This is a genomic window from Massiliimicrobium timonense (genome assembly GCF_042850985.1).
Taxonomy (GTDB): domain Bacteria; phylum Bacillota_I; class Bacilli_A; order Erysipelotrichales; family Coprobacillaceae; genus Allocoprobacillus.
Map to the genome: position 1 here is coordinate 1,519,187 of NZ_AP031415.1, position 24,399 is coordinate 1,543,585.

Genomic DNA, 24,399 nt, shown 5'->3' on the forward strand with positions numbered 1-24,399 from the left:
AGAAATGGTACGAATCGTACCATTCTTTATTAATCATTAATCACATCATGGCAGCGATGACACAATTCGCCTTCCATTTCAGATTCATCATAATAGTTCCAACATCTAGGACATTGAACACCATTGAATTTTTCACTATGGATATAAGCTGTTTCATATTCTTCAAGATTTGTAGAATCATCCACAAGCTCAACTTTTGCCACAATAAACAATTGTTTTAAGACATCTTTTAAAGTTGACATATTTTGGTATGCATCTTTTAAACAAAGAGTCACTTTTGCTTCCATATTTGATTTAATAACTTTTGCATTTCTTAATTCTTCTAATGATTTTAAAACATCTTTTCTTAATAATAAGAAGTGTTGATAGAAGTCTTTCACTTCAGCTTCATGATCAATTGTTAATAATTCTGGTTTGGCTTCTAAGAAAATAGATTCAGCTTTATTTTCATCACAATGGAAATGATCATGTAATTCTTCACATGTAAAGACAAGAATTGGTGATAATAATTTCATCATTGTTTTGGCATAATGATATAACACTGTTTGAACTTGTCTTCTTCTTAAGCTATCAGCTTTTTCAATATAAAGGATATCTTTTGTAAAGTCCATATAGAAAGCACTCAATGTATTTGTAAAGCAATTTAAAATCAATTGATTGGCTTCAGAAAAATCATAACGATCCATTGCATCAGTATATGCTCTCATTAAATCATTAAGTTCTACAAGCATATATTGATCAACACCTTCAAGTTTTGAAACTTCAACAAGATCCTTTGCTTTAAAATCAGCTAAATTTCCTAAAACAAAACGCATTGTATTTCTAATCTTACGATAGTTTTCAGCAATTTGTTTCATAATTTCATCAGAAATACGGACATCTGACTGATAAGCAACTGAAGTTGCCCATAACCTTAAGATATCTGCACCATATTGATTGACAAGTTTAATTGGATCAACAGTATTTCCTAATGATTTAGACATTTTATTTCCTTTACCATCTAAAACAAAGCCATGTGATAAAACTGTCTTATAAGGTGCTTGACCATAAACAGCTGTTCCAATGATCAATGATGAGTTGAACCATCCACGATACTGATCACTACCTTCAAAGTATAAATCAACTGGATAACGATATCCTCTTTCTTTCATACATCCTGTATGAGAAGATCCTGAATCAAACCACACATCCATGATATCTTTTTCTTTTTTAAAGATACCATTTGGTGAATGTTCATTTGTATATCCTTCTGGTAACAAGAATTTTTCATCTTTTTCAAACCAGATATTAGAACCATATTGTCTAAATAAGTCAGAAATATGTTTGAAAACTTCTTCTTCCATGATTGGTGTTCCATCTTCACAATAAATAATAGGAATAGGAACTCCCCAGCTTCTTTGACGAGAAATACACCAGTCACCACGATCTTTAATCATGTTGTAGATTCTAATATGACCCCATTCATTGAGCCATTCCACATGATCAATTTCATCTAATAATTTTTCTCTAATCTTATCAATTGAACAGAACCATTGGTCAGTTGCTCTAAAGATAATTGGTTTTTTTGTACGCCAGTCATGAGGGTAACTATGTGTAATGAATTCAAGCTTTAATAACACTCCTAATTCATCAAGTTTTAAAGTGACTGTTTTATTCGCATCATCAACATATTGACCAGCTAACCATTCACCACAGTCTTCCATCATGCAACCGTGTTCATCTACGTTACAATAAATATCTAAACCATATTTTTGACCAACAATAAAGTCATCCATACCAAATCCAGGAGCAGTATGAACACATCCTGTACCTGCTTCAGCCGTAACATGATCTCCTAAGATAACTAATGATTCACGATCATATAATGGATGTTGACAAGTAATCATTTCTAATTCTTGTCCCTTAAATGTTTTTAAAATCTGTTTTTCTTTTAATTCAAATTTTTCCCATAAAGAATCAACCAATTCTTCTAAGACAATCAATTTTCCTTTTTCACTTTGAACAAGTGCATACGTATAATCGGCATTTAAACAAATCGCAAGGTTTGCTGGAATTGTCCAAGGTGTTGTTGTCCAAATGACAAAGCTTGTATCTGTATCTAAAATACCTTTGCCATCTTTAACCTGGAATTTCACAAAAATAGTTGGACTTTTGACATCATGATATTCCACTTCTGCTTCAGCTAAAGCAGATTCACTTGATGGTGACCAATAGACTGGTTTTAATCCTTTATAGATTAAACCATCCATCGCCATCTTTGCGAAAACATCAATTTGATTGGCTTCAAATTCTGGTAATAATGTTAAATAGGGATGATCATAATCAGCAAATGTTCCGACACGAATACATTGTTCTTTTTGAATGTCAACTTGTTTTAAAGCATATTCATAACATTTTTTTCTAAATTCAGCTGTACTTAATTCTTTACGATTGACACCTAATTTTTGAATAGCATTTTCAATTGGTAAACCATGAGTATCCCATCCAGGAATATAGGGTGTATACAATCCTAACATGTTTTTATAACGACAAATCACGTCTTTAATAATTTTATTTAACATATGTCCTGTATGCATATTTCCATTGGCATATGGAGGACCATCATGGAAAACAAAGTCATCGTGTCCTTCATTTTGTTTGATGACTTTTTCATACATTTTGTTTTCTTGCCATCTTTGAACATAACCTGGTTCCTTTTTAGGAAGATTTCCACGCATTTCAAAGTCTGTTTTAGGCATCAATAATGTGTCTTTATAATTCATTTTATTCCTTCCTTTCTCAAATAAAAAAACGTCCTGTTAAAGGACGTGATGACGCGGTACCACCTTTATTCATATCATAAAGATATGCTCTCTATATCTTAACGCGATGAACGTCTTATCCTACTTGATTTCAGATAAGCTACTCTCAGGCCGATTCATTATAAGTTCCCCTTATTTGCTTTTCACCAACCGCAAACTCTCTGTAAGCTTTCCTTATAAACTGTCCTTGTCATTGTATTTGTTTTCTTGTTCTTCTTTAATTAAACTGAAAATTTCTGATTTGTCAATAGTTTCTAACATTTCTTTGCTCATTTTTACAACATTTGCTCTAAAATCAATAGCTTCCTGTTTAAACGTATCCATATCCTTAGACAAACCACGCACATATTCCATTGATTCTTTTAAAATCATATTGGCATTTCGTTTGGCTTTTTCAATCAATTCACTAGCCTCTTTTAAAGCTAGTCTGGCAATTTCTTCATTCGTCTTTTCATGAACTGATATCTTTTTCGTAAGTAAAGTGTTTTGTTCTTTTAAATCAGTCATTTCTTCTTCCATAGACTGAATAACTTCTTTTTGTTTTTCAATTTCCTGTTTTAATTCTTGAATACGGTCATTCACCTCAACAATATTATAACCACGAAATTGCTTATCAAATTGTTCCAATCTTTCCACCTCACTTATAAAAGTATCCACTTACAACATGATTTCCCTGTCTAGTTTGTTTATTTTCATCGACAATCTTAACACGACCATGATGTTTAAAAGATACCATATCATTATTATGACACAAATAACTCACTTCTTCAACAATTTTATAATTGACTTTGACATGCCCACTACGAATAGCCTCACTGGCTAATTGACGAGAAACCTTAAACATGGCAGACACCACTTTATCTAAACGCATACTTGATAAAATAAAAGAACGTGATATATAATCATGAACAATTTCAATATCTTCATGACATTCCTGTAAACGCACTTTTGCTTTTTTTATCTGTTTTAATGTTTGAGCAATATAGGGATAAGTTTGTTTTGTACAAGCAAAAAAGCAACGTTGACCATCATCAATATCCCCAATACATTCACGTTTAATACCTAAATTCATCAATGCCCCTAATATATCTTTGTGATGTATTTTTCCAAACTGTTGATGATAAAGAATTTCTACCAGCTGTATTTCAAAATCATCTTTATCAATCATATAGTAATCAGGACAGATAATCATACGCTGATTTTCAGCATTGAGAAAACCACCAAAGCTTTCAATTTTTAATTCTTTACCAATAACACTTTTAACAATTTCTCTTTCATGTGGATTATAGAAAGGTGTTAAAATCATACGTTGATGCTGTAAAGCCTGAAATTGATAATCTAAAATTTTCTTAACAAAAACTTCGTCACCTTTAAAATGTTCTAACATCAATCAAAAAGAAAGTATTAGTAAGCAAAGCTTACTAATACTTGTTTATTCTTCTTTTTCAGACTCATCCATTGTAATATTGCCAGATACGCCAATATTTTTAGGAGTACATAAGAAAATTTTAGGTCCAATTTGTTGAATATCACCTTCAATTGCAAAAATAACACCACTTAAGAAATCAATCACACGTTTTGACTGTTCTTTTTGTAAACGATGCAAATTCACAACTGCTGCTCTTTTTTGTTTTAAATACGTCGCAATTTCCTGTGTTTCTTTATATGCACGTGGTTCAAACAAAATCAAATGACTATCTTTATTTGCACTTAATGCTTTCATTGCATCAGTTGTTTTTGTAGATTTTGCTTTTTCAAACAAACTTGTTTTTCCATTGTCTTCTTCCTGATCTATTTCTTGATTTTCATAAACATCATCATCGTCTTCTTCAAAAAACCATTTCTTTACTTTTTCACCGTATCCCATGAGGTAACCTCCTTACATCTATACATCATTATATCATATAATATGTATGAAAAAAAGAGGAAAATACGGGAAATATTACATCACTTAAAGGATTTAAGGACATTCTACATGAACAAGAATGACATCTTCTCCTATCGTTATAACATGCTCGATAGGAATAACAATGGCCGGTGGTCCTTTAAAAAAACAAATAAACTTAAAAGCCGAAAAACGTTCAACAATCAAAGCCTGTATACATTGACAAAGTGGGTCTATTTCTAAATCAACAACATATCCTATTTTACATCCCGTTGAAGCATCAATAACATCCTTACTTTGCAAAGTTAAAAAACGCATTTTATCACCCCTATAATATATGCCATTATCTGGTCATATATTTCTTTAAATGGGACAAAGCCTGTTTTTCTATGCGTGAAACCTGTGCCTGTGAAATCATTAAGTCCTTAGCAATTTCACTTTGTGTAAAGCCTTCAAAATAACGTTCTTTGATAATGCGTAATTCTTTTTGATCGAGATGATGCATAGCTTTTTGTAAGTCAATCGATCTTTGCATATCATCCATAGCGTTATGATGGTCAGGAATTTGACTTTCTAAATCAATCGGTCCATTTCCATCATTTTGAACTTCCTGTGATAAAGAAGATACATTATGAGTCGATGACAGAGCTTCAACAAGCGTATATTCGTCTATTTTCAATAAACGTGACAGTTCTTGAAAAGAAGCTTCACGATGATGTTTTTTCAAATAATCTTCACTCATCACTAAAGCCTTATAAGCAATATCTCGTAAAGAACGAGGAATACGCATGGGTGAACTTTCTCGTAAATAGCGTTTCATTTCTCCTAATATCAACGGAACCGCATAGGTCGAAAATCGAACTTCTAAAGACGTATCAAAATGATCGATAGCTTTGATTAATCCAATGACACCGACTTGAAATAAATCATCTAAATTACTCACACGCTGTTGATATTTTTGAACAAGAGATAAAACCAGTTTTAAATTAGAAAGAACAAGTTTTTCTTTTATCTGTGGGTCTTGATTTTGTTGATATAATTTCAACAATTCCATTGTTTGATGATATGATAACTGTTCAAATCGTTCAACATCATTTCCATTCAAATCAACTTTATATCTTGACATGGATTCAACTCCTCATAACAGAGTTTCTCCATTTTTATTTGACATTATTCATCATCTTTCAATTTATTTCTCAATTTTTTTATAATTTTTTTCTCTAGTCTTGAAATATATGATTGAGAAATCCCCAATATTTCAGCCACATCTTTTTGGGTTAATTCTTCATGCCCTATCAAGCCATAACGCATCATTAAAATTTGTTGTTCTCTAGGATTTAAATAATGTAAAGCATGATAAAATTTTTCCTTTTGATCATTGTGTTCAATCTCATCTTGAACAATATCTTTATCCGTACCAATAATATCGGATAATAAGAGTTCATTTCCATCATAATCAACATTTAATGGTTCATCTAAAGAGATTTCCTGTCTTAATTTATTATTTTTTCTTAAAAACATGAGAATTTCATTTTCAATACAACGTGAAGCATATGTCGCCAATTTAATATTTTTATCCATATTAAAAGTATTCACTGCTTTCACCAACCCAATCGTTCCAATACTAATTAAATCCTCAATATTTCCATTTTGCATAGAATCATACTTTTTAGCGACATAAACAACGAGCCTTAAGTTATGTTCAATCAATAAATCTTTAGCATCTTCATCACCATTTTGTAGTTTTAATAAGGCTTCCTTTTCTTCTTTTCCCTTTAAAGGTGCTTTTAATACGTCATGTCTACCAATATAAAACAGTGATTTCTTTTTAGTAAACCATTCCTTTAACAACAGTAAAATCATAATAACCCTCCCATTAATTGTTGATTTAAAATACAGTCATACTGCGATGATGACATAATCCCAGCATAAACATTGTATAGTTTTTGATTATGAATCGTAATATCCGACAATAGAATTAAATCAATCCGTTCTTGTTGACTGGCTGTTTCAATCCATATTTGATCAATCACTGAATAGTTGTCAATTATCTCACGATTCAAAAAAATAACTGGACTGCCGCGATATGTGACCTGATTCCCATTATCAATAAACCCTTCATAGATTTTTCCTTGTAAACAGACTTTAACACTTTGATGATGAATGCGTTGACGCGATAAATACACATAAAAATAACTGATAATGATCACTATCAAAGCAATAACAAATAAATATGAAAATTGACATTCTTCAATAAGAAGCACACCTTGAAATATAATCGATGATGGTAGAAGCCATTGAACAAATGAAAGAATAGAAAAATAAATAAATAAGTAAACTGGATAATAAATATAAATCAGCCGTCTAAAATAAAAAAACGTTAATATAAAATCATAAACCAGTAAAAAACCTGTAAACAAATCTACAAATAAAAAAACAATAGAGATATTATATGTGAAAACATATAAGCAAAGTTTTTTGATTGTTATTTGAATATTTAGCAAAAAAGATAATATTTCAAAACATAATAATATAAGAATTGCATTCATGAAATATGTGACTTCTATATAAACATTCATCTTGATCACCCTCTTTCATTATAGAGAAATCAAAATAAAAATGATGTCAAAAAAAGATTGAAAGTATAATCACTTTCAATCTTTCATATCACTATTCACTAGCCATAACATCTAAACGATGACGACGTTTCATAGCATCTTTTTCACATTTATCCATTAATCCTTCAGCATGTTCTGGATTGACTTTAGATAATTGTGCAAATCTGTTTTCACTTAATAAGAAATCTTTGAATTTTGTGAAATCAGGTTCTTTAGAATCTAATTGTAATGGATTCTTTCCTTGTTCTTCTAAACGAGGATCATATCTTAATAAGTTGAAATATCCACATTCAACAGCACGTTTTTGTTGATGTTGATGATTTGCTAAACCACCTTTAATACCATGTTCCATACATGGAGAATAAGCAATAATTAATGATGGTCCATCATAAGCTTCTGCTTCTTTGAATGCTTTAATTGTTTGCATTGGATTAGCTCCCATAGCCACTTGTGCTACATAAACATGTCCATATGCCATAGCAATCTGTGCTAAATCTTTCTTGGCTACTGTTTTACCACCAGCAGTAAATTTAGCGATAGATCCAGCTTGTGAAGATTTAGAAGATTGTCCACCAGTATTTGAATAAACTTCTGTATCAAGAACTAAGATATTAACATTTTGATTATTAGCGATAACATGGTCTAATCCACCATAACCGATGTCATAAGCCCATCCATCTCCACCAATAATCCATTGAGATTTAGTAACAAGCTCACCTTTCATATCTAATAATTCTTTGATACCTTCACATTTTGAAGCTTCTACTAAAGATACTAATTGATCATAAAGTTTTCTTTCTTCAACTCTTTGACCTTTGACATTTGCATATTGTTCTAAAACAGTTTGAAGTTCAGGTTCACAATCACCTTTATTTTCTTCAATGATTTCTAAGATACGTTTAGCCATATAATTTTCAGCTAATTTCATACCAAATCCATATTCAGCATTATCTTCAAATAATGAGTTAGCCCATGCAGGTCCTTGTCCATTTTCATCAATTGTACAAGGTGTTGAAGGTGTAGAACCACTATAGATTGAACTACATCCAGTTGCATTCGCAATTCTCATATCAGCTCCAAATAACTGAGAAGCCAGACGATAATATGGTGTTTCACCACATCCACCACAAGCACCAGATACTTCAAAGTATGGACGCATGAATCCCACACCTTTGACTGTTGTTGTTGGGTAGCGATCAGCTTTATATGTCACTTTTGAATAAATATGATCAGCTAAAGAAGCATGTGGTAATTCTTCTTTTACTGGCACCATAGATAAAGCTTTCTTTCCAGCTTTACCTGGACATTCAGTCACACATAATCCACAACCAACACAGTTATCTGGAGAAACTTGGATACGATAAACTAATCCATCAACATTTCTACCAATTGGTTTTAAAACATCATTTGAAATATCTTCTGGCATAGCTTTCATTTCATCTTCATCAATTAAGAAAGCACGAATTGTTGCATGAGGACAAACCATAACACAGTTATTACATTGGATACAGTTTTCTTTTTCCCAACGTGGTACATCAATAGCAATCGCACGTTTTTCTTTAATCGCAATACCAGATTTCATTGAACCATCTAATTTATCCATAAATGCTGAAACAGGTAAATCATAACCATCTAAGGCATTGATTGGTGCAACGAAATTATCAAAGTAATCGTCACCAGTTCTTGCTCTTGTAGCAGTCACTGTTAAATCAGACCAGCTTGCATCAACAGGAACTTCAACAATAGCATCTTTTCCTGCATCAATAGCTTTATAGTTCATTTCTACTACAGCATCACCTTTTTTACCATATGTTTTCTTAGCCATTGCTTTCATATATTCAACAGCTTTATCAACTGGTAAAATTTGTGGATTTAATGCAAAGAACGCAGATTGAAGAATTGTATTTGTATGTCTTCCCATGCCAATTTCACTAGCAATCTTTGTTGCATTAATAATATAGAATTTCGCATTCTTATCAGCTAATTGTTTCTTTAATTTATTTGGTAAATAATCAACAATTTCTTTTTCATCAAATTCTGTATTTAATAAGAATGTTCCACCATTCTTTAAGTTTTTCAACATATCATATTTCAATACATAGTTATCTAATGAACATGAAATAAAGTCAGCATTATTGACATAATATGTTGCACGAATTGGTGTATGACCAAATCTTAAGTTAGAACGAGTTGCTCCACCTGCTTTTTTACTATCATATGCAAAATAAGCCTGTGAATATAAATCTGTATGATCACCAATAATCTTAATAGAAGATTTATTTGCTGATACTGTTCCATCTGATCCTAAACCATAGAATAAACAAGATGTATAATCTGCATCAACATGGAAGTTTTCATCTTCTTTTAATGATAGATGAGTTACATCATCATTAATACCAATTGTAAATGATGTAAATGGATTTTCATCTAATAAATGATCGTAAACAGCTTTGATTTGACGTGGTGTTGTATCTTTAGAACCCATACCATAACGTCCACCAATCACTTTGATCTTTGTATCTTTTAAAACTGAACATACATCTAAGTATAATGGTTCACCAGTTGCTCCCATTTCTTTTGTACGATCTAATACAGCAACTTTTTCTACAGTTTCTGGTAAAACACTTAATAAATATTTTGGTGAGAATGGACGATAGAGATGAACTTTAACTAATCCAACACGATCTCCACGTTTATTCATTTCATCAATTGTTTCTTTAATTGTTTCAGTCACAGAACCCATTGCAATGATCACACGTGATGCATCTTTTGCTCCATAATATGTAAATGGTGCATATTCACGACCAGTGATTTCTGAAATCTTTTTCATGTAGTCAGCAACAACTTCCACAACAGCTTCATAATGTTTATTTTGTGCTTCTCTACCTTGGAAATAAATATCATCGTTTTCTGCTCCACCACGTTCAATTGGATTTGTATGTGGATTTAATGCTTGAGCTTTAAATTTCTTTAATGCTTCTTTATCTAATAAACTTTCTAAAACATCATAATCCATGACTTCTACTTTTTGAATTTCATGAGAAGTTCTAAATCCATCAAAGAAATGAATCACAGGAACACTCGCTTTAATTGCAGTTAAATGTGCAATACCTCCTAAATCCATAACTTCTTGAACGCTATGAGAACAAATCATAGGAACACCAATTTGACGACATGCATAAATATCTTGATGATCCCCAAAAATATTTAAAGCACGTGTTGCTAAAGCTCTGGCAGCCACGTGGAATACACCAGGCAATAATTCACCTTGAATTTTATACAAGTTTGGTATCATCAATAATAAACCTTGAGATGCCGTAAATGTAGTTGCTAACGCACCACCTTGCAATGCTCCATGTACAGCTCCAGCAGCTCCAGCTTCTGACTGCATTTCGATAACATTAACTGCTGAACCAAAAATATTTTTCTTTCCTTGAGCAGCCCATGTTTCCGCATTTTCAGCCATTGGAGAAGATGGTGTAATTGGATAAATACTAGCAACTTCACTAAATGCATATGCGACATGTGCAGCAGCAGTATTTCCATCCATTGATAAATACTTTTTAGACATAATTTTCTTTCCTCCTATACCCTATAGTATACTCTTATTGATAAGAAATTTCCATAAGAAAACTTTATTTTCATCATAAACTCATAAAAATCTCAATATTTTCTATTTCTTGTCAAATCCACTTTTTTTATCAATCAAAAAATGATAGAATAATGGCGAAAAATGAAAGGAGTCACGCATGAAAAAAAGAAACTGTTTTATTGGACAATCCGGTGGTCCAACTGTCGCAATTAATGCCTCACTTGCCGGAATCATCCATGCCTGTAAAGAAAGTCAACAATTTGAACATGTCTATGGAATGGTTAATGGTATCATGGGATTATTGGAAAGTCGTTACATAGATTTACTGGAACTCTTTGATAATCAGGAACATTTAGATCAACTGATGCATTCCCCAGCTATGTATCTAGGATCATGTCGCTATAAATTACCTCATTTTCAAGATGATCCTCAAACTTACGAGAGATTATTCCATACTTTTCAACAATTAAATATTACTGATTTCTATTACATTGGTGGCAATGATTCAATGGATACAGTGGCTAAATTATCAGCATATGCCAATACTATTCAATCTTCTATTCGTTTTGTTGGTATTCCTAAAACGATTGATAATGATTTAATGGGAACAGACCATACACCCGGTTTTGGATCAGCCGCAAAATATGTTGCGACTTCTATGTTGGAAATTGCTTATGACAGTTCCATTTACAAATTGGATGCTGTAACCATTGTAGAAATCATGGGAAGAAATGCAGGTTGGCTGACAGCTGCCAGTGCTCTTGCCAGAACTCAATGCAATGAAGCCCCTGATTTGATTTATCTTCCTGAAGTTCCTTTTTCTACAGAAAAATTTTTAGATGATATTCGTGAAGTGTTCCGTCACAAAAAGAATATTATTATAGCTGTAAGTGAAGGAATCAAAAATGAAAATGGTGAGTATTTAGATTCTGATTCTAAATATACAAAACGTGATGCTTTTGGTCATGTTCTTCATTCCGGGACAGGAAAAGTTTTAGAATCACTTGTCTACCAGGAATTTAAATGTAAAGTCCGCAGCATTGAACTTAATGTTTTACAAAGATGTGCTATGCATATTGCTTCAAAGGTTGACTTAGAAGAATCTTTCCAGATTGGCGAGGCTGCAGTTCAAGCATCTATGGCAGGTCAAACAGGCATCATGATGACTTTTGAACGTCTACAAAATCAACCTTATCAAATCAAATGTAATTATCAGGATGTTTTAAAAATTGCAAATTTAGAACAACGTATACCTATAGAATGGATTAATGATGCTCATAATGACATTACATCTGAACTCTACAATTATCTTATTCCTTTAATTCAAGGTGAAGTCACTGTTCAATTTGAAAATGGTATTCCATGTTATAGTAATATTTCTCATTTACGTTATAAATAAAAACCACGTTTTGGCGTGGTTTTTATTTATAACCTTTCAAATATCTAAAAATAAGTTTTTGATACCATTTTAAGGATTGATCATATTGAATGATCCATTGTTTATATAAATGATAAAAATGTTGCCATTCTTCATGAGTTAAAACATGTGAAGAATACTTAGCTTTATAAGCAATTGACTTTAAATCACCGTCATTTATAAAATGGTGTGGACTCAACTTCAATAAAGTTTTATAATAAATCAAAACTTTTTTGTTTGTGTTCATATGCCTTGTTTTCATTTTTAACCAATGTGTTGAAAGATAGCGATACATCAAAATGAAAACAACGATACCTGCTATAACAACAAACATATAAACATAAGTATAAGATGATGATTGTGATGGTGTTGGTGTATCAACAGTTTCATTTTGGACTGGATCATCTTCTGGTTGTGTTGTTGTAGGATTATTTGTATTGGTATTGGTCTGATTCTGTTGAGCATTTTCATCAAGAATCTGACTAATCCCTTCAATATGACCAGATGGTGTCATTTCATAAGGAATCCAGCCTTTTTGACTCTCATAAACCTCTATCCATGCATGTGAGCGATATTCTGGGATTTTGGCCTCTCCATTATGAAAATCACTTTCTTGCATAGTATATCCACGTACAAAACGTGTAGGAATATTCATCTCTCTTAATAATAATGCTCCTGCAGTCGCAAAATGAGTGCAGCTTCCTTTATGATTTTCAAAGAGGAAATATTCTACAAAATCCTGATTGGAAGGCAATGTTCCGGCATTTAAATCATATTCTGCTTGACGAGATAAAAGCTCTCGAACTTGTTCAACAACGAAAGGAATATTCGTAGATGAAGAATCAATATCATTTTCTTCTAACAGATTTGTAAGTGACTCATCAAGTTCTTCGGGAACATCCAAATATTGTTGATAAACATATTCTTCATAAGTTTCGTCAAAATTATCCGGAACAAAGAACACTCCTTCCTCTAACTCCATTTGAGAATCATCTTCATAACTATAAACAGAATAAAACTGTTCATCTGTTTTTTCTATATAGGAATCATAATATACAGTATGTTGTTGATATTGATCGATGAAATAATAAGGAATAAATTGAAAATCATAATCTTTTTGAGGTGTAATTTGAAGCGAGGTAATGCTTGGAATGGAATTAGCCATGAGCCATTCACTATACATTGTTAATGAGGGGCTATTTTCAAAGTTTTCTGACACTTCATGCCATTCATTATCACTATAATTGGCAAGTGAATAAGCTCTTAAATAAGATGAAAAAGGAATTTCTGAATGCACAGTCAAAGCCAGGCTATCATCAAGACGAATATTGCCTGAAGGTAATGTTCCATCAATATCTCGACTCATACCTGTTTGATTAAACACGTTCAGTGGATTCCCTTGTCCCCTAGAAACCCAGTCTATGATTTGAGATAGAACCGAAGATGATTCTTGTTGAAACAAAGGATTTGTTTCTAAATAGGAAGATGCTATAAAGGACATCACACATAAAAATAAAATGATTACTATTTTTAATGGATATTGTTTTTGTTGATGTTTTAAAGCTATCGTTATTATAAATTCATAACAAATAAAAATAATAAAAGCATAACTTTCTTGAAAAGACAGCTCATGTTGAATAAAAACAGGAAACATAAACAAAAGAATCATACCTATTATTTTAAAAAATGAAAGTTGTTTATTGCTGATTAAAGAAACAATAAAATAAATTATAGGCAAACCCATTAAAAGCATAATGAGTTGATAAAACATATCACGTGTATAAAACTCCAATGGTAATAACTCATTAAAATTTAAAAAATAATCAAATTCAATAACAGCTTGAAGTTCATGTATAAAGTATTGTAACTCTATGGGATACAATACTAATAATAGAATAATCAAAACAATAAAAATAATGACACATATTTTTTGTGGTAACTTCTGATACTTTTGATAATAGAAATAAAATCCTATTCCTATAACATATAAAAGCACAAGGCTCAACCAGATAGACTCTGGAAAATATAAAGAGTGAGCATAATTTCCCAGTACTCCTATACATCCTAAAGCCATCATCAAAAAATCAATCATAAAAGCAATGTATTTTGAAATGTGACTCCCATTTGTTTTTCTCATTGATGATGCACCTCCAGATTTTGACCGTGTATGAAACAATAAGAACGTGGCATCAAAGAAAAATCTAATGATTCTATAGGATTTTTCATAATCCATTTGATAGAAACAAGAAGTTTATCTAAAGAATCAACAAACTGTACTTGTAATGGATCATGAGAAGATGTCACAATCTCAAAAGTTTTATTAGTTTTTAATAAAGATACACACATTGAATAAAAATAATCAAACTGTTCATCATAAAAATCATTATTTTCTTTATACTCCATCATCAAAAGCCATCTTTCTTGAAGGGGTTCACTGCCAACTTTCACAAGAAATTCTTGAAACTTCGATGACATATTCCAATGAATATGTTTTAATTCATCTCCTTCACGATAAGATCTGATTTCAAAAATTTCACTATAATCATCACCCTTTTGATGATTCAATGGGTGATCTTCTTGTCTTTCATACATATGCACTTGTTGTAACATTATATCAACAGGATAATAGTGTGGCATAACATCAAATGATTTTTGCAAAGATACTTTTTTGGTCACCGAAAAACATTGAAGTAAATCAAAACATTTGATGCGATTGACTTGAATGATATAATGTCCACAATGAGGGCAAGCAATGGTTACATCTTGTTTTTGATCATCAAGAGTCATATGTTCTTTGGTCACTATCTTGGAAAAAGCATCTATAATCTGATAATCAATCACAATTTTGCCACAATCAATAGGCGTGTGACTTTGACGATAAAAACTCACAGTCACATTTTCATCACGTAAACAATAATGGGGCTGTATTTCCATTGTTATGGTTGTTTTTCGCATAGGAATGATACTTAAGAGCAAACATAACACTAACAAACTTAAAAACATGAAAAACAATAAAAATGAAAAATATCCTAAGACAAAAAACCAGAGTAAATATAAAAAGATTAAAAAAACAAGATATTTGATAAGATTTTTCATACTTTAAACTGTGGTTCTCCAATTATCTTTAAGATTTCAGCTATGATTTGATGTGCAGATATTTTATTCATTTTCGCATCATATGTCAAAATCAGACGATGTGCTAAAATCATTGGAGCCACATATTGAATATCTTGTGGAATTACATAATCACGTTCATTTAAAAAAGCATAGGCTTTAGCTGTTTTCATCAATGCAAGTGATCCTCGAGGTGATGCTCCCTGTTCAACTTGAGAATGTGTTCTAGTGGCTGTAATTATTTGCATAATATAATGATAAATATCATCATGAACATAAACACGATCAATCTTTTGTTGATATTGTAAAATTGTATCTGGTGTTAATACTGGTTGAATATCATCGAGTGGATTAGATGTTTGACGTTTTTTCATGATATCTATTTCTTCCTGAAATTGTGGATAACCCAAACTCAAACAGCTCATAAAACGGTCCATTTGAGAATCAGGCAACAATTGTGTTCCTGCTGAACCATAAGGATTTTGGGTTGCGATAACACAAAAAGGTTGTGGCAAAGTATAAGTTTTCCCATCCACTGTCATTTGTCCTTCTTCCATCAATTCCAATAAAGCCGCCTGTGTCTTACTTGATGTTCGATTCATTTCATCAGCTAAAAGCAAATGACAAAAAGCAATTCCTTCTTTATATTCAAACTGTTGTGTTTGGGGATTATACATTGTAAATCCAACAATATCACTTGGCATAATATCCGGTGTTAATTGAATACGATGATAATCCATTTGTAAGCATCTAGATAAAGCTAATGCTAAATTTGTTTTCCCTACACCTGGAATATCTTCTAATAAAATATGACCCTTGGAAAGGAGTGTCACAAATATCTTCATAATCACTTCATCTTTTCCAATAACAGCTTTTTTGATTTCTTGTATAGCCTGTTTAATTTCTTGATTCATTTTTTCACCTCATTCTTTTTATTAGTATAACAGATATCTCCTCATTACAAAATAGAGAGATAAAAAAAGGAAATCTATTTTTCATAGATTTCCTTTTGATAACCAATATAAATATTTTGATTATCCACAAGAATTGGACGTTTGATCAGCATTCCATTTTGTGATAACAGCAATGCCGCTTCCTGTTCACTCATATCTTTTATTTTTTCTTTTAAATTCATTTCACGATAAACTTTACCAGATGTATTGAAGAATGGTTTGATTCCTTGCCCTTTTTGTTGTATCCAATGAAGTAATTCTTCTTGACTTGGAGTTTCTTGAACAATATCCCTTAATTCAATATCAAGACCTTGTTCTTTTAATTTTTTTAAAGCTTTTAAACACGTACTACAGCGTGGATAATAAATAAATTGCATTATGCCACCTCCAATAAAGATAATGCGACTCTTTTTTTCTTTAAATCAATATCATAAACATAAACATCTAAAATATCACCTACATGACAAATATCTAAAGCATGTTTCACTTTATGTGTAGACATTTTAGAAATATGAATTAAACCATCATTTTTTAGACCAATATCAACAAAAGCTCCAAAATCAACAACATTTCTAACAACCCCTTGTAATTTCATTCCTTTTTTCAAATCTTCAATTTTTAGGACATCTTTTCTCAAAACAGGAACGTTATATTCATCACGAGGAGAACGATGTGGCGAAACAAAAGCATCCAATAAATCTTTAACCAAATAAGAATCAAGGTGTAAATCCTCTTGAATTTGTTGCGTAGATGTTGTTTCAATCACTTCTTTAGCACGAGGTGTTCCAATATCTTCTTTATGAAGATGGAGATATTCTAATAGATGCATTGCATCCTGATAATTATCAGGGTGAATGCTCGTTTCATCTAACTTTTCATTTCCCGATAAAATTCTTAAAAATCCTACTGCTAGTTCATATGTTTTATCGCCTAATTTTTTTACATTTTTAATATCATGACGAGAAGTAAATTTCCCATGTTCCTCACGATATTTCACAATATTTTTGGCTGTTGTCATTGTCAGACCAGAAACATATTGCAATAGTGATGGTGAAGCTGTATTAATGTTAACTCCTACTTGATTGACTACTTTTTCAACAACAAAATCTAATTGTTCTGTTAATTTCTTTTGATTCATATCATGTTGATATTGCCCTACAGAAATCGCTTTGGGTTCAATCTTTACTAGTTCAGCCAATGGGTCTTGTAAACGTCTGGCAATAGATACAGCTGATCTTTCTTCAACTTGATAATCAGGAAATTCTTCTTTTGCGATAGCACTTGCAGAATAAACACTTGCTCCAGCTTCTGATACAATCACATATTGAACATCGAGCTGATATTTTTTTATAAACTGAGCAATAAAACTTTCTGTTTCTCGACTTGCTGTTCCATTTCCAATCGCAATAATTTCAATTTGATATTTTTGAATCATAGATAACAGTATTTTTTCATCTTTTGTATAATGATCCTTTGGAATAGTAATAAATACTTTATCGATATCTAATACCTTTCCTGTTGGATCAATCGCTGCCAATTTACAACCCGTTCTAAAAGCCGGATCGATTCCAAGCACAAATTTATCTTTCATAGGAGCCTGTAACAATAAATTTTCCAGATTAATAGAGAACACATTTAATGCTTGTTCCTGTGCTTTTTCAGTCAACTCATGACGTATTTCTCTTTCTACAGAAGGAAAAATAAGACGTTTAAAAGCATCTTTAACAGTTTCTTCAATAAAACCTTGTAAAGAAGATTCACGTCTACGCATGACTCCTTGAACAATATATTGAATAAAACGTTCATCGTCAATTTCAATTGAAACAGTAAGTACTTTTTCTTTTTCAGCACGATTGATGGCTAAAACACGATGGGAAGCAATATATTTAACTCTTTCTTGATAATCATAATACATTTCATAAATACCATCTTCTTCATCAGGATTTGTCTTTTTGACATGGGAAGTTAAGATTCCTGTTTTATATATCATATCTTTTGTGTATTTACGATAACGTGGTTCATCACTGATTTGTTCAGCAATAATATCTTGTGCTCCTTGAATAGCCTCATCAATACTAGAAACTTGTTCATTGATATACTTTTGCGCTTCTTTTTCTAAATCAAAAACTCTTGGTAACTTTAAAATAGCTTGAGCCAATGGTTCTAATCCTTTGGCTTTAGCCATCGTTGCCTTTGTTTTCTTTTTTTCTTTGAATGGTCTATAATAATCTTCAACTTCACTTAATTTAGAAGCCTTAAGAATATTTTGTTTTAATTCTTCTGTCAACAAACCTTTTTCATCAATCAAACGGATAACATCATCTTTACGTTCTTGAAGATTTAACTGATATTCATAAACTTTTGAAATTTCTCTAATTTGATCTTCATTTAGACCTCCCGTTTTTTCTTTACGATAACGAGCAATAAAAGGAACAGTTGCTCCATCCTCTAATAAAGATAAAACATTTTCTATCTGTTGATTGGAAATAGATAGTTGAATAGCTATTTTCTGTATAATTTCTTGATTCATAAAATCCTCCAATAATAAAAAAACACATTGATAGACAATGCTTAAAATGGTGCATCTGATGAGATTCGAACTCACACGGAAATACTTCCACTACCGCCTGAAGATAGCGTGTCTACCAATTCCACCACAGATGCAACAAAATAAATTGGTGCAGGTGATGAGACTCGAACTCACACGGAAATACTTCCACTACCCCCTCAAGATAGCGTGTCTACCATTCCACCACACCTGCATTTAGCTTATATATTATAACAAAAATCCTATTTCTATGCAATAAGGAATAGAGAATTCACTCTATTCCTTAATCAAATCGTATAATGCTTTTGCATAAATCGCTGTTGCTTTCATCAAATCATCAATAGATATTTCTTCGTTATTTTGATGAATTTTATTATCGCTGTCAGGAAATTCCACACCAAAAGCTACACAGTTTGGCATAGTCTTCGCATATGTTCCTCCACCAATCGCTTGTGGTTGATGTTCATGGTCACCTGTAAATTCAACATATGCATTATGCAATTTTTGAATCAGTTCACTTTGAGGGTCTACATATAATGCTTTTCCTAATTCATGTGTTTCTGTTAAAGAATAAGATTCCAGACATTGATGCATCTTTTTTGTTAACTGCTCATCAGTTACTTCATGAGGAACTCGCATATCTAAAATCATACTGACATGTCCATCTTTATAATTAATAACACCTAAATTAACAGTGAGAGGACCCATTAATCCTGTATAAGCTATGCCAAGTTTCTTTCCATAACAATCTTCATAGAAGTATTGATCAATCAATTCAACAAGCTTATTTTGTGATACTGTTTTTAAATAATGACACATATATACAGCTGCATTGATTCCCAACTCTGGTGTAGAAGCATGTGCAGATTTTCCTGTTAAAACTAGTTTTGTATGATTACCTTCTTCTTCAATATTACCTTCTAAATGATATTTTGATAAATAGGCTAAAAAAGATTCTTTATATTGTTTATATGATCCTATTAAGTAAGCCTCACAAACTTCTGGTACAATATTAGGTCTTGTGCCAGAATACAAACCAATTAAGTTATCTTTATCAATTGTTCCTGTGATTTTAAAATTAACCCCTGCTTTTTCTCCATAAACGACTGGAAATTCTGCATCTGGAGTGAATCCCATTGCAGGATAAGGCTTTTTTGTAAAATAATATTGCATACATTTAGAACCATTTTCTTCATTACATCCAAAAATAATTCTTGTTTTCATTTTCACTGGCAACTTTAATTCGTGAATAATTTTAGCAGCATAGTAACCAGCTATTAATGGTCCTTTATCATCAGCTACACCTCGACCATATAGTTTTCCATTTTCTAATGTTGCCCCATAAGGTTCAGTATTCCATCCCTTAGCATTACATGGAACAACATCTAAATGTCCTAATATTCCAAATGTTTCCTCTTGATCTCCTATATCTATATGTCCTGCATAACCATCGACATTTTCACAGACAAAACCATCTCTTTTTCCAATTTCTAACATAGCTTCTAAAGCTTCACGACACTTTTCTCCAAAAGGTTGACCTTCGTTAGCTGTTGTTTCATCTAAAACAGATGGTATTTGACATAATGTTTGAATATCTTCTATCATTGCATCTTTTCTTTTATATACTTCTTCTAAAAAATCTATCATTTCTCATTCACCTCTCAATTATTATAGCAAACATTTTCAATAAAAGGATACTTTTTATAAAAAAAATGCTATGATATATAAAATGGAGGGAATAAATACATGGAAAATATCAAATTTCATATTACTGTCAAAGCAATTGTCATTTATCATCAGAAAATACTTATTTTAAAAAGAGTTCGTCCATCTAGTGATGGATTAGGTTATTGGGAACTTCCGGGTGGTGGATTAGAATATGGAGAAACACCTCATGAAGCATTAATAAGAGAGCTAAAAGAAGAAACAGGTTTAGATATTAAAATTATTAAACCCGTTTATACTTTTACTGCTATTCGTCCAGATTATCAAACTGTTGGTATTGGATTTCTTACCATACCGACAAACGATCATGTTCAATTATCTCATGAACATACAGATTACCAATTTGTATCAAGTACAGAATTACTTCAGTATATTGATAAAAAAATTTATGATGATATCATCATGACACTTAAAGAATACGAATCAATGCATATTGAAGATTAAAAAATCAAGGTTACCCTTGATTTTTTCGTTCATAATAATCTTTTATAGCAGAAATTGATTTCTTTTTAAAACTTATATACATATATCCAAGTACCGCAGTTGATACAACAAATAGAGCTGTTGTTCCAATAAATACATAAGTTAATGTATTATCATTTTCTTCTTCAACAGGAGTATATTTTTGTAATGTCCCTTCAGTATCTTCATATGTATATAATTGAGTTTCCCCAGCTTCATTCATTAAATAGACAAGTGTATAATGTGATAAAGCCTCATCTTCAAATTTCCATCCACTTAATTCAACATCACCAATTTTAATAGTTGCTGTTTTTAAATCTTGGATAGCTTCCAAATTATCTGGGGCATCCATAAGAACATATGTTTTTCCATTAACAGCTACAGTTTGATATTTACTCAAAACTTTATTATTATCTACATCATAAATATAAAATCCTGTGCTATCATCTTCATTTTGTAAATATAATAAAGTCAATCCCATATCTTTATTTTGTAAAGCTGTCACATCTTTATTGTCAATTTTTATTGTTGATTTTTCAAATCCTTTTGGCACATCCGTTTTAGATAAATCATTTAAAATTCCTAAATTTTGATCACCCAATTTAACAAATTGTGTTGGTTTTTCCGTCACATAAACACTTATCGTATAAGTTTTCTTGCTACCATCTTCAGCAGTAACTGTAACTGTAAAATTATTTTCTCCAATTTTCAATTCTTTTTTCCCTGTTCCAGAAACTTTTGCTTTACTATCTTTAGCTTTAGCACTTATAGTTAGCGATTCTGTTTCGCTTGTTAAATCAACTTTATATGTTGTTGTTCCAGAAGAAAACTTTGGCGATAAAGTTCCTTCGGAAACACTTAATGAAGATAAATTCTTTTCACTTGATTTTTTTACTTCTGGTTCTTGAGTTGTAGTTGTATTTGAAGAACTAGTAGAGTTATTTGATGAACTAGAAGAACTGTTTGATGAACTTTGTTTATTTGATACAGTTATTTTTCGACTTCCTCCAACACTAACATAACTTCCATTTAATACAGCATTAGAACTATCACTTATAGCTACTGTTATTGTTCCTGTAGAAGTAGGCGTGACTGTTACACTCCCAGAAAAAGTTTTTGGGTTCCCAGTCATTGATACATCTACAATTTGAATAGTTCCATTCGTTCCGCAACCACTTACAGTCGCCTTTAAATCTACAGTGTTAACATTTGGAACAGAAACAGTCACACGTAAACTTTCTCCAACTTTAGGTGAAGATGAAGAAAAACTAATTGATGAAGCTGCATATACTGTTTTTATGTTAATAAGCATGAAAACAGTTGTCAAAATAATACAAATACTTTTTATTTTTTTCATAAAAATATAAAACTCCTTATTTCTTTAATATAATTTGAATAACATTGTACATATCCATTGAATCAATTTTGTTATCAGAATTAGTATCGGCTGCTTTATAATTATTTCCAGTTAATTTTGATTTACCCAAAATATGCTGAATTATTTGATACATATCCATTGAATCAACTTTTCCATCACTATTCACATCTCCTCGTGTATAAGATGTAGAACCATCTGAGGTACTACTATCACTACCATTTGTAACAATTGTTACATCTGATGCTGGAATATATAAATAATCCCTTGAAAAACTATATTTATTATCCCAATCTGTATCAGTACGAGAACTGTTTAATGCTGTATCACTTTGAATTTTATGCCATTTCTTACCAGATACTGTAACAGTATCTAAAATAATCACTGGTAAATTATAAGTACGTGGACTATTACCACTTCCTAAAGTATGTGTTACAGTTGAATTAGGTTCTTTATAAAGCTTATAGCTTTTTTGCTGCCCATTAATAATACCAATTGTATATTTATTATAATCACTTCCATAATTATAATAATAATTAACACTTGCAGCTTTTTCTCCCCAATATGGGTCAGATGCATAACGCACATTAATACCAGACAATTTATCTCCTAAATGTCCGCCATTATAACGCCAATCTTCGTTATCCAAGTAACCATTAGAAATAAATTTTTCAGCATGATATTTTATACTTGTTTGTGGATTAGCATAACCATTTGCTCCATAATATGGGTTACTATCTACAGCACCATGTCCAAACAAATTATTTTTATCCATTGCAATTGCACTTGTTCCCCAAGCACTCTCATTTCCAGAAACACCAAACATTAATAATGCATTTGTACCATATGTATTTTGATTTTCAATATAATATTGTCCCATATTCTTCATTTTTGAAGAACTTGAACCAGCTTTATCATTTGTAATAGCATTAAAGTTTGATGCTGTTAAAGTTGTTTTAGAACGATGTGAGAGAAATTGATAGTAATTATAAAATGGGTTTGATTTATTAACAGCATTAGGATAAGATGTATTGCTATTTTGATAATCTTTAATCATTGTTGGATAACTTGTATAGAAATAATGACCATCGTAGCTATAGTATGTCGTTCCTGTATTTAAATAGCTTGGTTTTTTTCCAACTCTTTGCTTACTAGAGCCATTTGTTCCATAATAATATATATGATATAAATAGCCATCTTCTACTTTATAATGAGAAATTTTAGTTTCTTTATCTTTATAATCAACAATAGTCACATCATTTTTATTAAAATCCATAATAGTCCCAGCCTGTTTTGCACGAATTTTACCATTGACTGTTCCAATATAAGCTGCATCCTTAGCATAGCTTCCTGTCGTATAACCATCATAACCAGTCAAAACATTATCATAAGTCAAATAACTATTTCCATCATGACCTTTTGCATTCAAATATACAACACCATATTCAATATCTTTTGTTTTTTCTTCTACTGCATATGTTGTAGCAGAAAAGGTTCTGGCACGTAATTTAGATTTTGCATTCACCTTATTATCCAAAGCTTCTTGAGCTTCTTCTTCACTTTCATAAGTTGCAATAACTTCTTTTTCATCACCAGTTTTGGCAATCAAATCATATTCTTTCGTTTCTTCTATAATCTTAGAATCATCATTTTCAATATCATCAAAATCAATAATAGATGTACTTCCATCTTCGTTAATAACAGTAAAATAATCTGTAATTTCAGGACCACTTTGAGCTTCGTCCTTTGCCTCTACTTGATTTTGATTTGTCACATTTATAAATAACCCCATAATTAAAGTTAAAGAGATAATAAACATACTCAATTGAAATACTTTTTTCCTCATTAAAACACCCCTTCTTTCATTACATTCCAAATAAAATTATATTATATGAAAATATGAAATTCA

Annotated in this window: 19 protein-coding genes, 2 tRNA genes and 1 other annotated feature; of the genes, 2 read left to right on the forward strand and 19 right to left on the reverse strand. The window is 31.4% G+C overall.

Annotated features, from left to right (window positions below; genetic code table 11):
- Positions 1-29 precede the first annotated feature (29 nt).
- The 9 genes from ileS to nifJ form a co-directional block, all read right to left on the reverse strand.
- The gene (gene ileS, locus ACGHJ8_RS07975) at positions 30-2,762 is read right to left on the reverse strand and encodes an isoleucine--tRNA ligase (protein WP_390539729.1); all 2,733 of its coding nucleotides are present in this window, start codon (positions 2,760-2,762) and stop codon (positions 30-32) included.
- A gap of 36 nt (positions 2,763-2,798) precedes the next feature.
- Positions 2,799-3,004, reverse strand: a binding site (T-box leader).
- Positions 2,976-3,437 carry a DivIVA domain-containing protein gene (locus tag ACGHJ8_RS07980; RefSeq protein ID WP_390542427.1) on the reverse strand — a complete coding sequence of 154 codons (462 nt, stop codon included), beginning with the start codon at positions 3,435-3,437 and terminating at the stop codon, positions 2,976-2,978. (Overlaps the previous feature by 29 nt.)
- 1 nt (position 3,438) lies before the next feature.
- The gene (locus tag ACGHJ8_RS07985) at positions 3,439-4,188 is read right to left on the reverse strand and encodes an RNA-binding protein (protein WP_211964127.1); all 750 of its coding nucleotides are present in this window, start codon (positions 4,186-4,188) and stop codon (positions 3,439-3,441) included.
- Positions 4,189-4,233: 45 nt separating this feature from the next.
- A complete protein-coding gene (locus ACGHJ8_RS07990) occupies positions 4,234-4,668 on the reverse strand; it encodes a cell division protein SepF (RefSeq protein WP_087357572.1) in 435 nt (144 codons plus the stop codon).
- 93 nt (positions 4,669-4,761) lie between these two features.
- Positions 4,762-5,004, reverse strand: coding sequence for a YlmC/YmxH family sporulation protein (locus tag ACGHJ8_RS07995; protein ID WP_211964124.1), 243 nt, complete (start codon positions 5,002-5,004; stop codon positions 4,762-4,764).
- Between the two features lie 25 nt (positions 5,005-5,029).
- Positions 5,030-5,812, reverse strand: a complete 783-nt coding sequence (locus ACGHJ8_RS08000; RefSeq protein WP_390539732.1) for a sigma-70 family RNA polymerase sigma factor — start codon at positions 5,810-5,812, stop codon at positions 5,030-5,032.
- Between the two features lie 44 nt (positions 5,813-5,856).
- On the reverse strand, positions 5,857-6,549 hold the full coding sequence (gene sigK, locus ACGHJ8_RS08005) for an RNA polymerase sporulation sigma factor SigK (protein ID WP_087357575.1): 693 nt from the start codon (positions 6,547-6,549) through the stop codon (positions 5,857-5,859).
- The gene (locus tag ACGHJ8_RS08010) at positions 6,546-7,265 is read right to left on the reverse strand and encodes a hypothetical protein (protein ID WP_390539734.1); all 720 of its coding nucleotides are present in this window, start codon (positions 7,263-7,265) and stop codon (positions 6,546-6,548) included. Before ACGHJ8_RS08010 ends, sigK begins: the two co-directional genes overlap by 4 nt.
- 91 nt (positions 7,266-7,356) lie before the next feature.
- Positions 7,357-10,875 (reverse strand): pyruvate:ferredoxin (flavodoxin) oxidoreductase, encoded by a 3,519-nt coding sequence (gene nifJ, locus ACGHJ8_RS08015; protein ID WP_390539736.1) that lies wholly within the window; start codon positions 10,873-10,875, stop codon positions 7,357-7,359.
- A 178-nt stretch (positions 10,876-11,053) separates the two neighbouring features.
- On the opposite strand from nifJ, the gene ACGHJ8_RS08020 reads away from it, so the two are divergent.
- Positions 11,054-12,295 (forward strand): 6-phosphofructokinase, encoded by a 1,242-nt coding sequence (locus ACGHJ8_RS08020; protein ID WP_390539738.1) that lies wholly within the window; start codon positions 11,054-11,056, stop codon positions 12,293-12,295.
- 22 nt (positions 12,296-12,317) lie between these two features.
- Here ACGHJ8_RS08020 and ACGHJ8_RS08025 read toward each other — a convergent pair whose 3' ends face one another.
- From ACGHJ8_RS08025 to pepV, 8 genes are all read right to left on the reverse strand, one after another.
- Positions 12,318-14,450: a transglutaminase family protein gene (locus tag ACGHJ8_RS08025; protein WP_390539740.1), complete on the reverse strand. Its 2,133-nt coding sequence runs from the start codon at positions 14,448-14,450 to the stop codon at positions 12,318-12,320.
- Positions 14,447-15,268 carry a DUF58 domain-containing protein gene (locus tag ACGHJ8_RS08030; protein ID WP_390539741.1) on the reverse strand — a complete coding sequence of 274 codons (822 nt, stop codon included), beginning with the start codon at positions 15,266-15,268 and terminating at the stop codon, positions 14,447-14,449. Before ACGHJ8_RS08030 ends, ACGHJ8_RS08025 begins: the two co-directional genes overlap by 4 nt.
- Before the next feature lie 137 nt (positions 15,269-15,405).
- The gene (locus tag ACGHJ8_RS08035; RefSeq protein WP_390539743.1) at positions 15,406-16,341 is read right to left on the reverse strand and encodes an AAA family ATPase; all 936 of its coding nucleotides are present in this window, start codon (positions 16,339-16,341) and stop codon (positions 15,406-15,408) included.
- A gap of 74 nt (positions 16,342-16,415) precedes the next feature.
- Entirely contained in the window at positions 16,416-16,757 is a 342-nt protein-coding gene (locus ACGHJ8_RS08040; protein ID WP_211964108.1) for an arsenate reductase family protein, read from the reverse strand.
- On the reverse strand, positions 16,757-18,910 hold the full coding sequence (locus ACGHJ8_RS08045; RefSeq protein WP_211964107.1) for a Tex family protein: 2,154 nt from the start codon (positions 18,908-18,910) through the stop codon (positions 16,757-16,759). Before ACGHJ8_RS08045 ends, ACGHJ8_RS08040 begins: the two co-directional genes overlap by 1 nt.
- Positions 18,911-18,957: 47 nt before the next feature.
- Positions 18,958-19,044: transfer RNA gene (locus ACGHJ8_RS08050), tRNA-Leu, on the reverse strand.
- Between the two features lie 12 nt (positions 19,045-19,056).
- Positions 19,057-19,142, reverse strand: a tRNA-Leu gene (locus ACGHJ8_RS08055).
- A 62-nt stretch (positions 19,143-19,204) separates the two neighbouring features.
- On the reverse strand, positions 19,205-20,575 hold the full coding sequence (gene pepV / locus ACGHJ8_RS08060) for a dipeptidase PepV (protein ID WP_390539745.1): 1,371 nt from the start codon (positions 20,573-20,575) through the stop codon (positions 19,205-19,207).
- Between the two features lie 99 nt (positions 20,576-20,674).
- Between pepV and ACGHJ8_RS08065 the strand changes: the two genes are divergently transcribed.
- Positions 20,675-21,097, forward strand: coding sequence for an NUDIX domain-containing protein (locus tag ACGHJ8_RS08065; protein ID WP_205090768.1), 423 nt, complete (start codon positions 20,675-20,677; stop codon positions 21,095-21,097).
- Positions 21,098-21,107: 10 nt separating this feature from the next.
- Here ACGHJ8_RS08065 and ACGHJ8_RS08070 read toward each other — a convergent pair whose 3' ends face one another.
- Positions 21,108-22,472 carry a cadherin-like beta sandwich domain-containing protein gene (locus tag ACGHJ8_RS08070; RefSeq protein WP_390539747.1) on the reverse strand — a complete coding sequence of 455 codons (1,365 nt, stop codon included), beginning with the start codon at positions 22,470-22,472 and terminating at the stop codon, positions 21,108-21,110.
- Positions 22,473-22,488: 16 nt separating this feature from the next.
- Positions 22,489-24,336: a glucosaminidase domain-containing protein gene (locus tag ACGHJ8_RS08075; RefSeq protein ID WP_390539749.1), complete on the reverse strand. Its 1,848-nt coding sequence runs from the start codon at positions 24,334-24,336 to the stop codon at positions 22,489-22,491.
- Between the last annotated feature and the right edge of the window lie 63 nt (positions 24,337-24,399).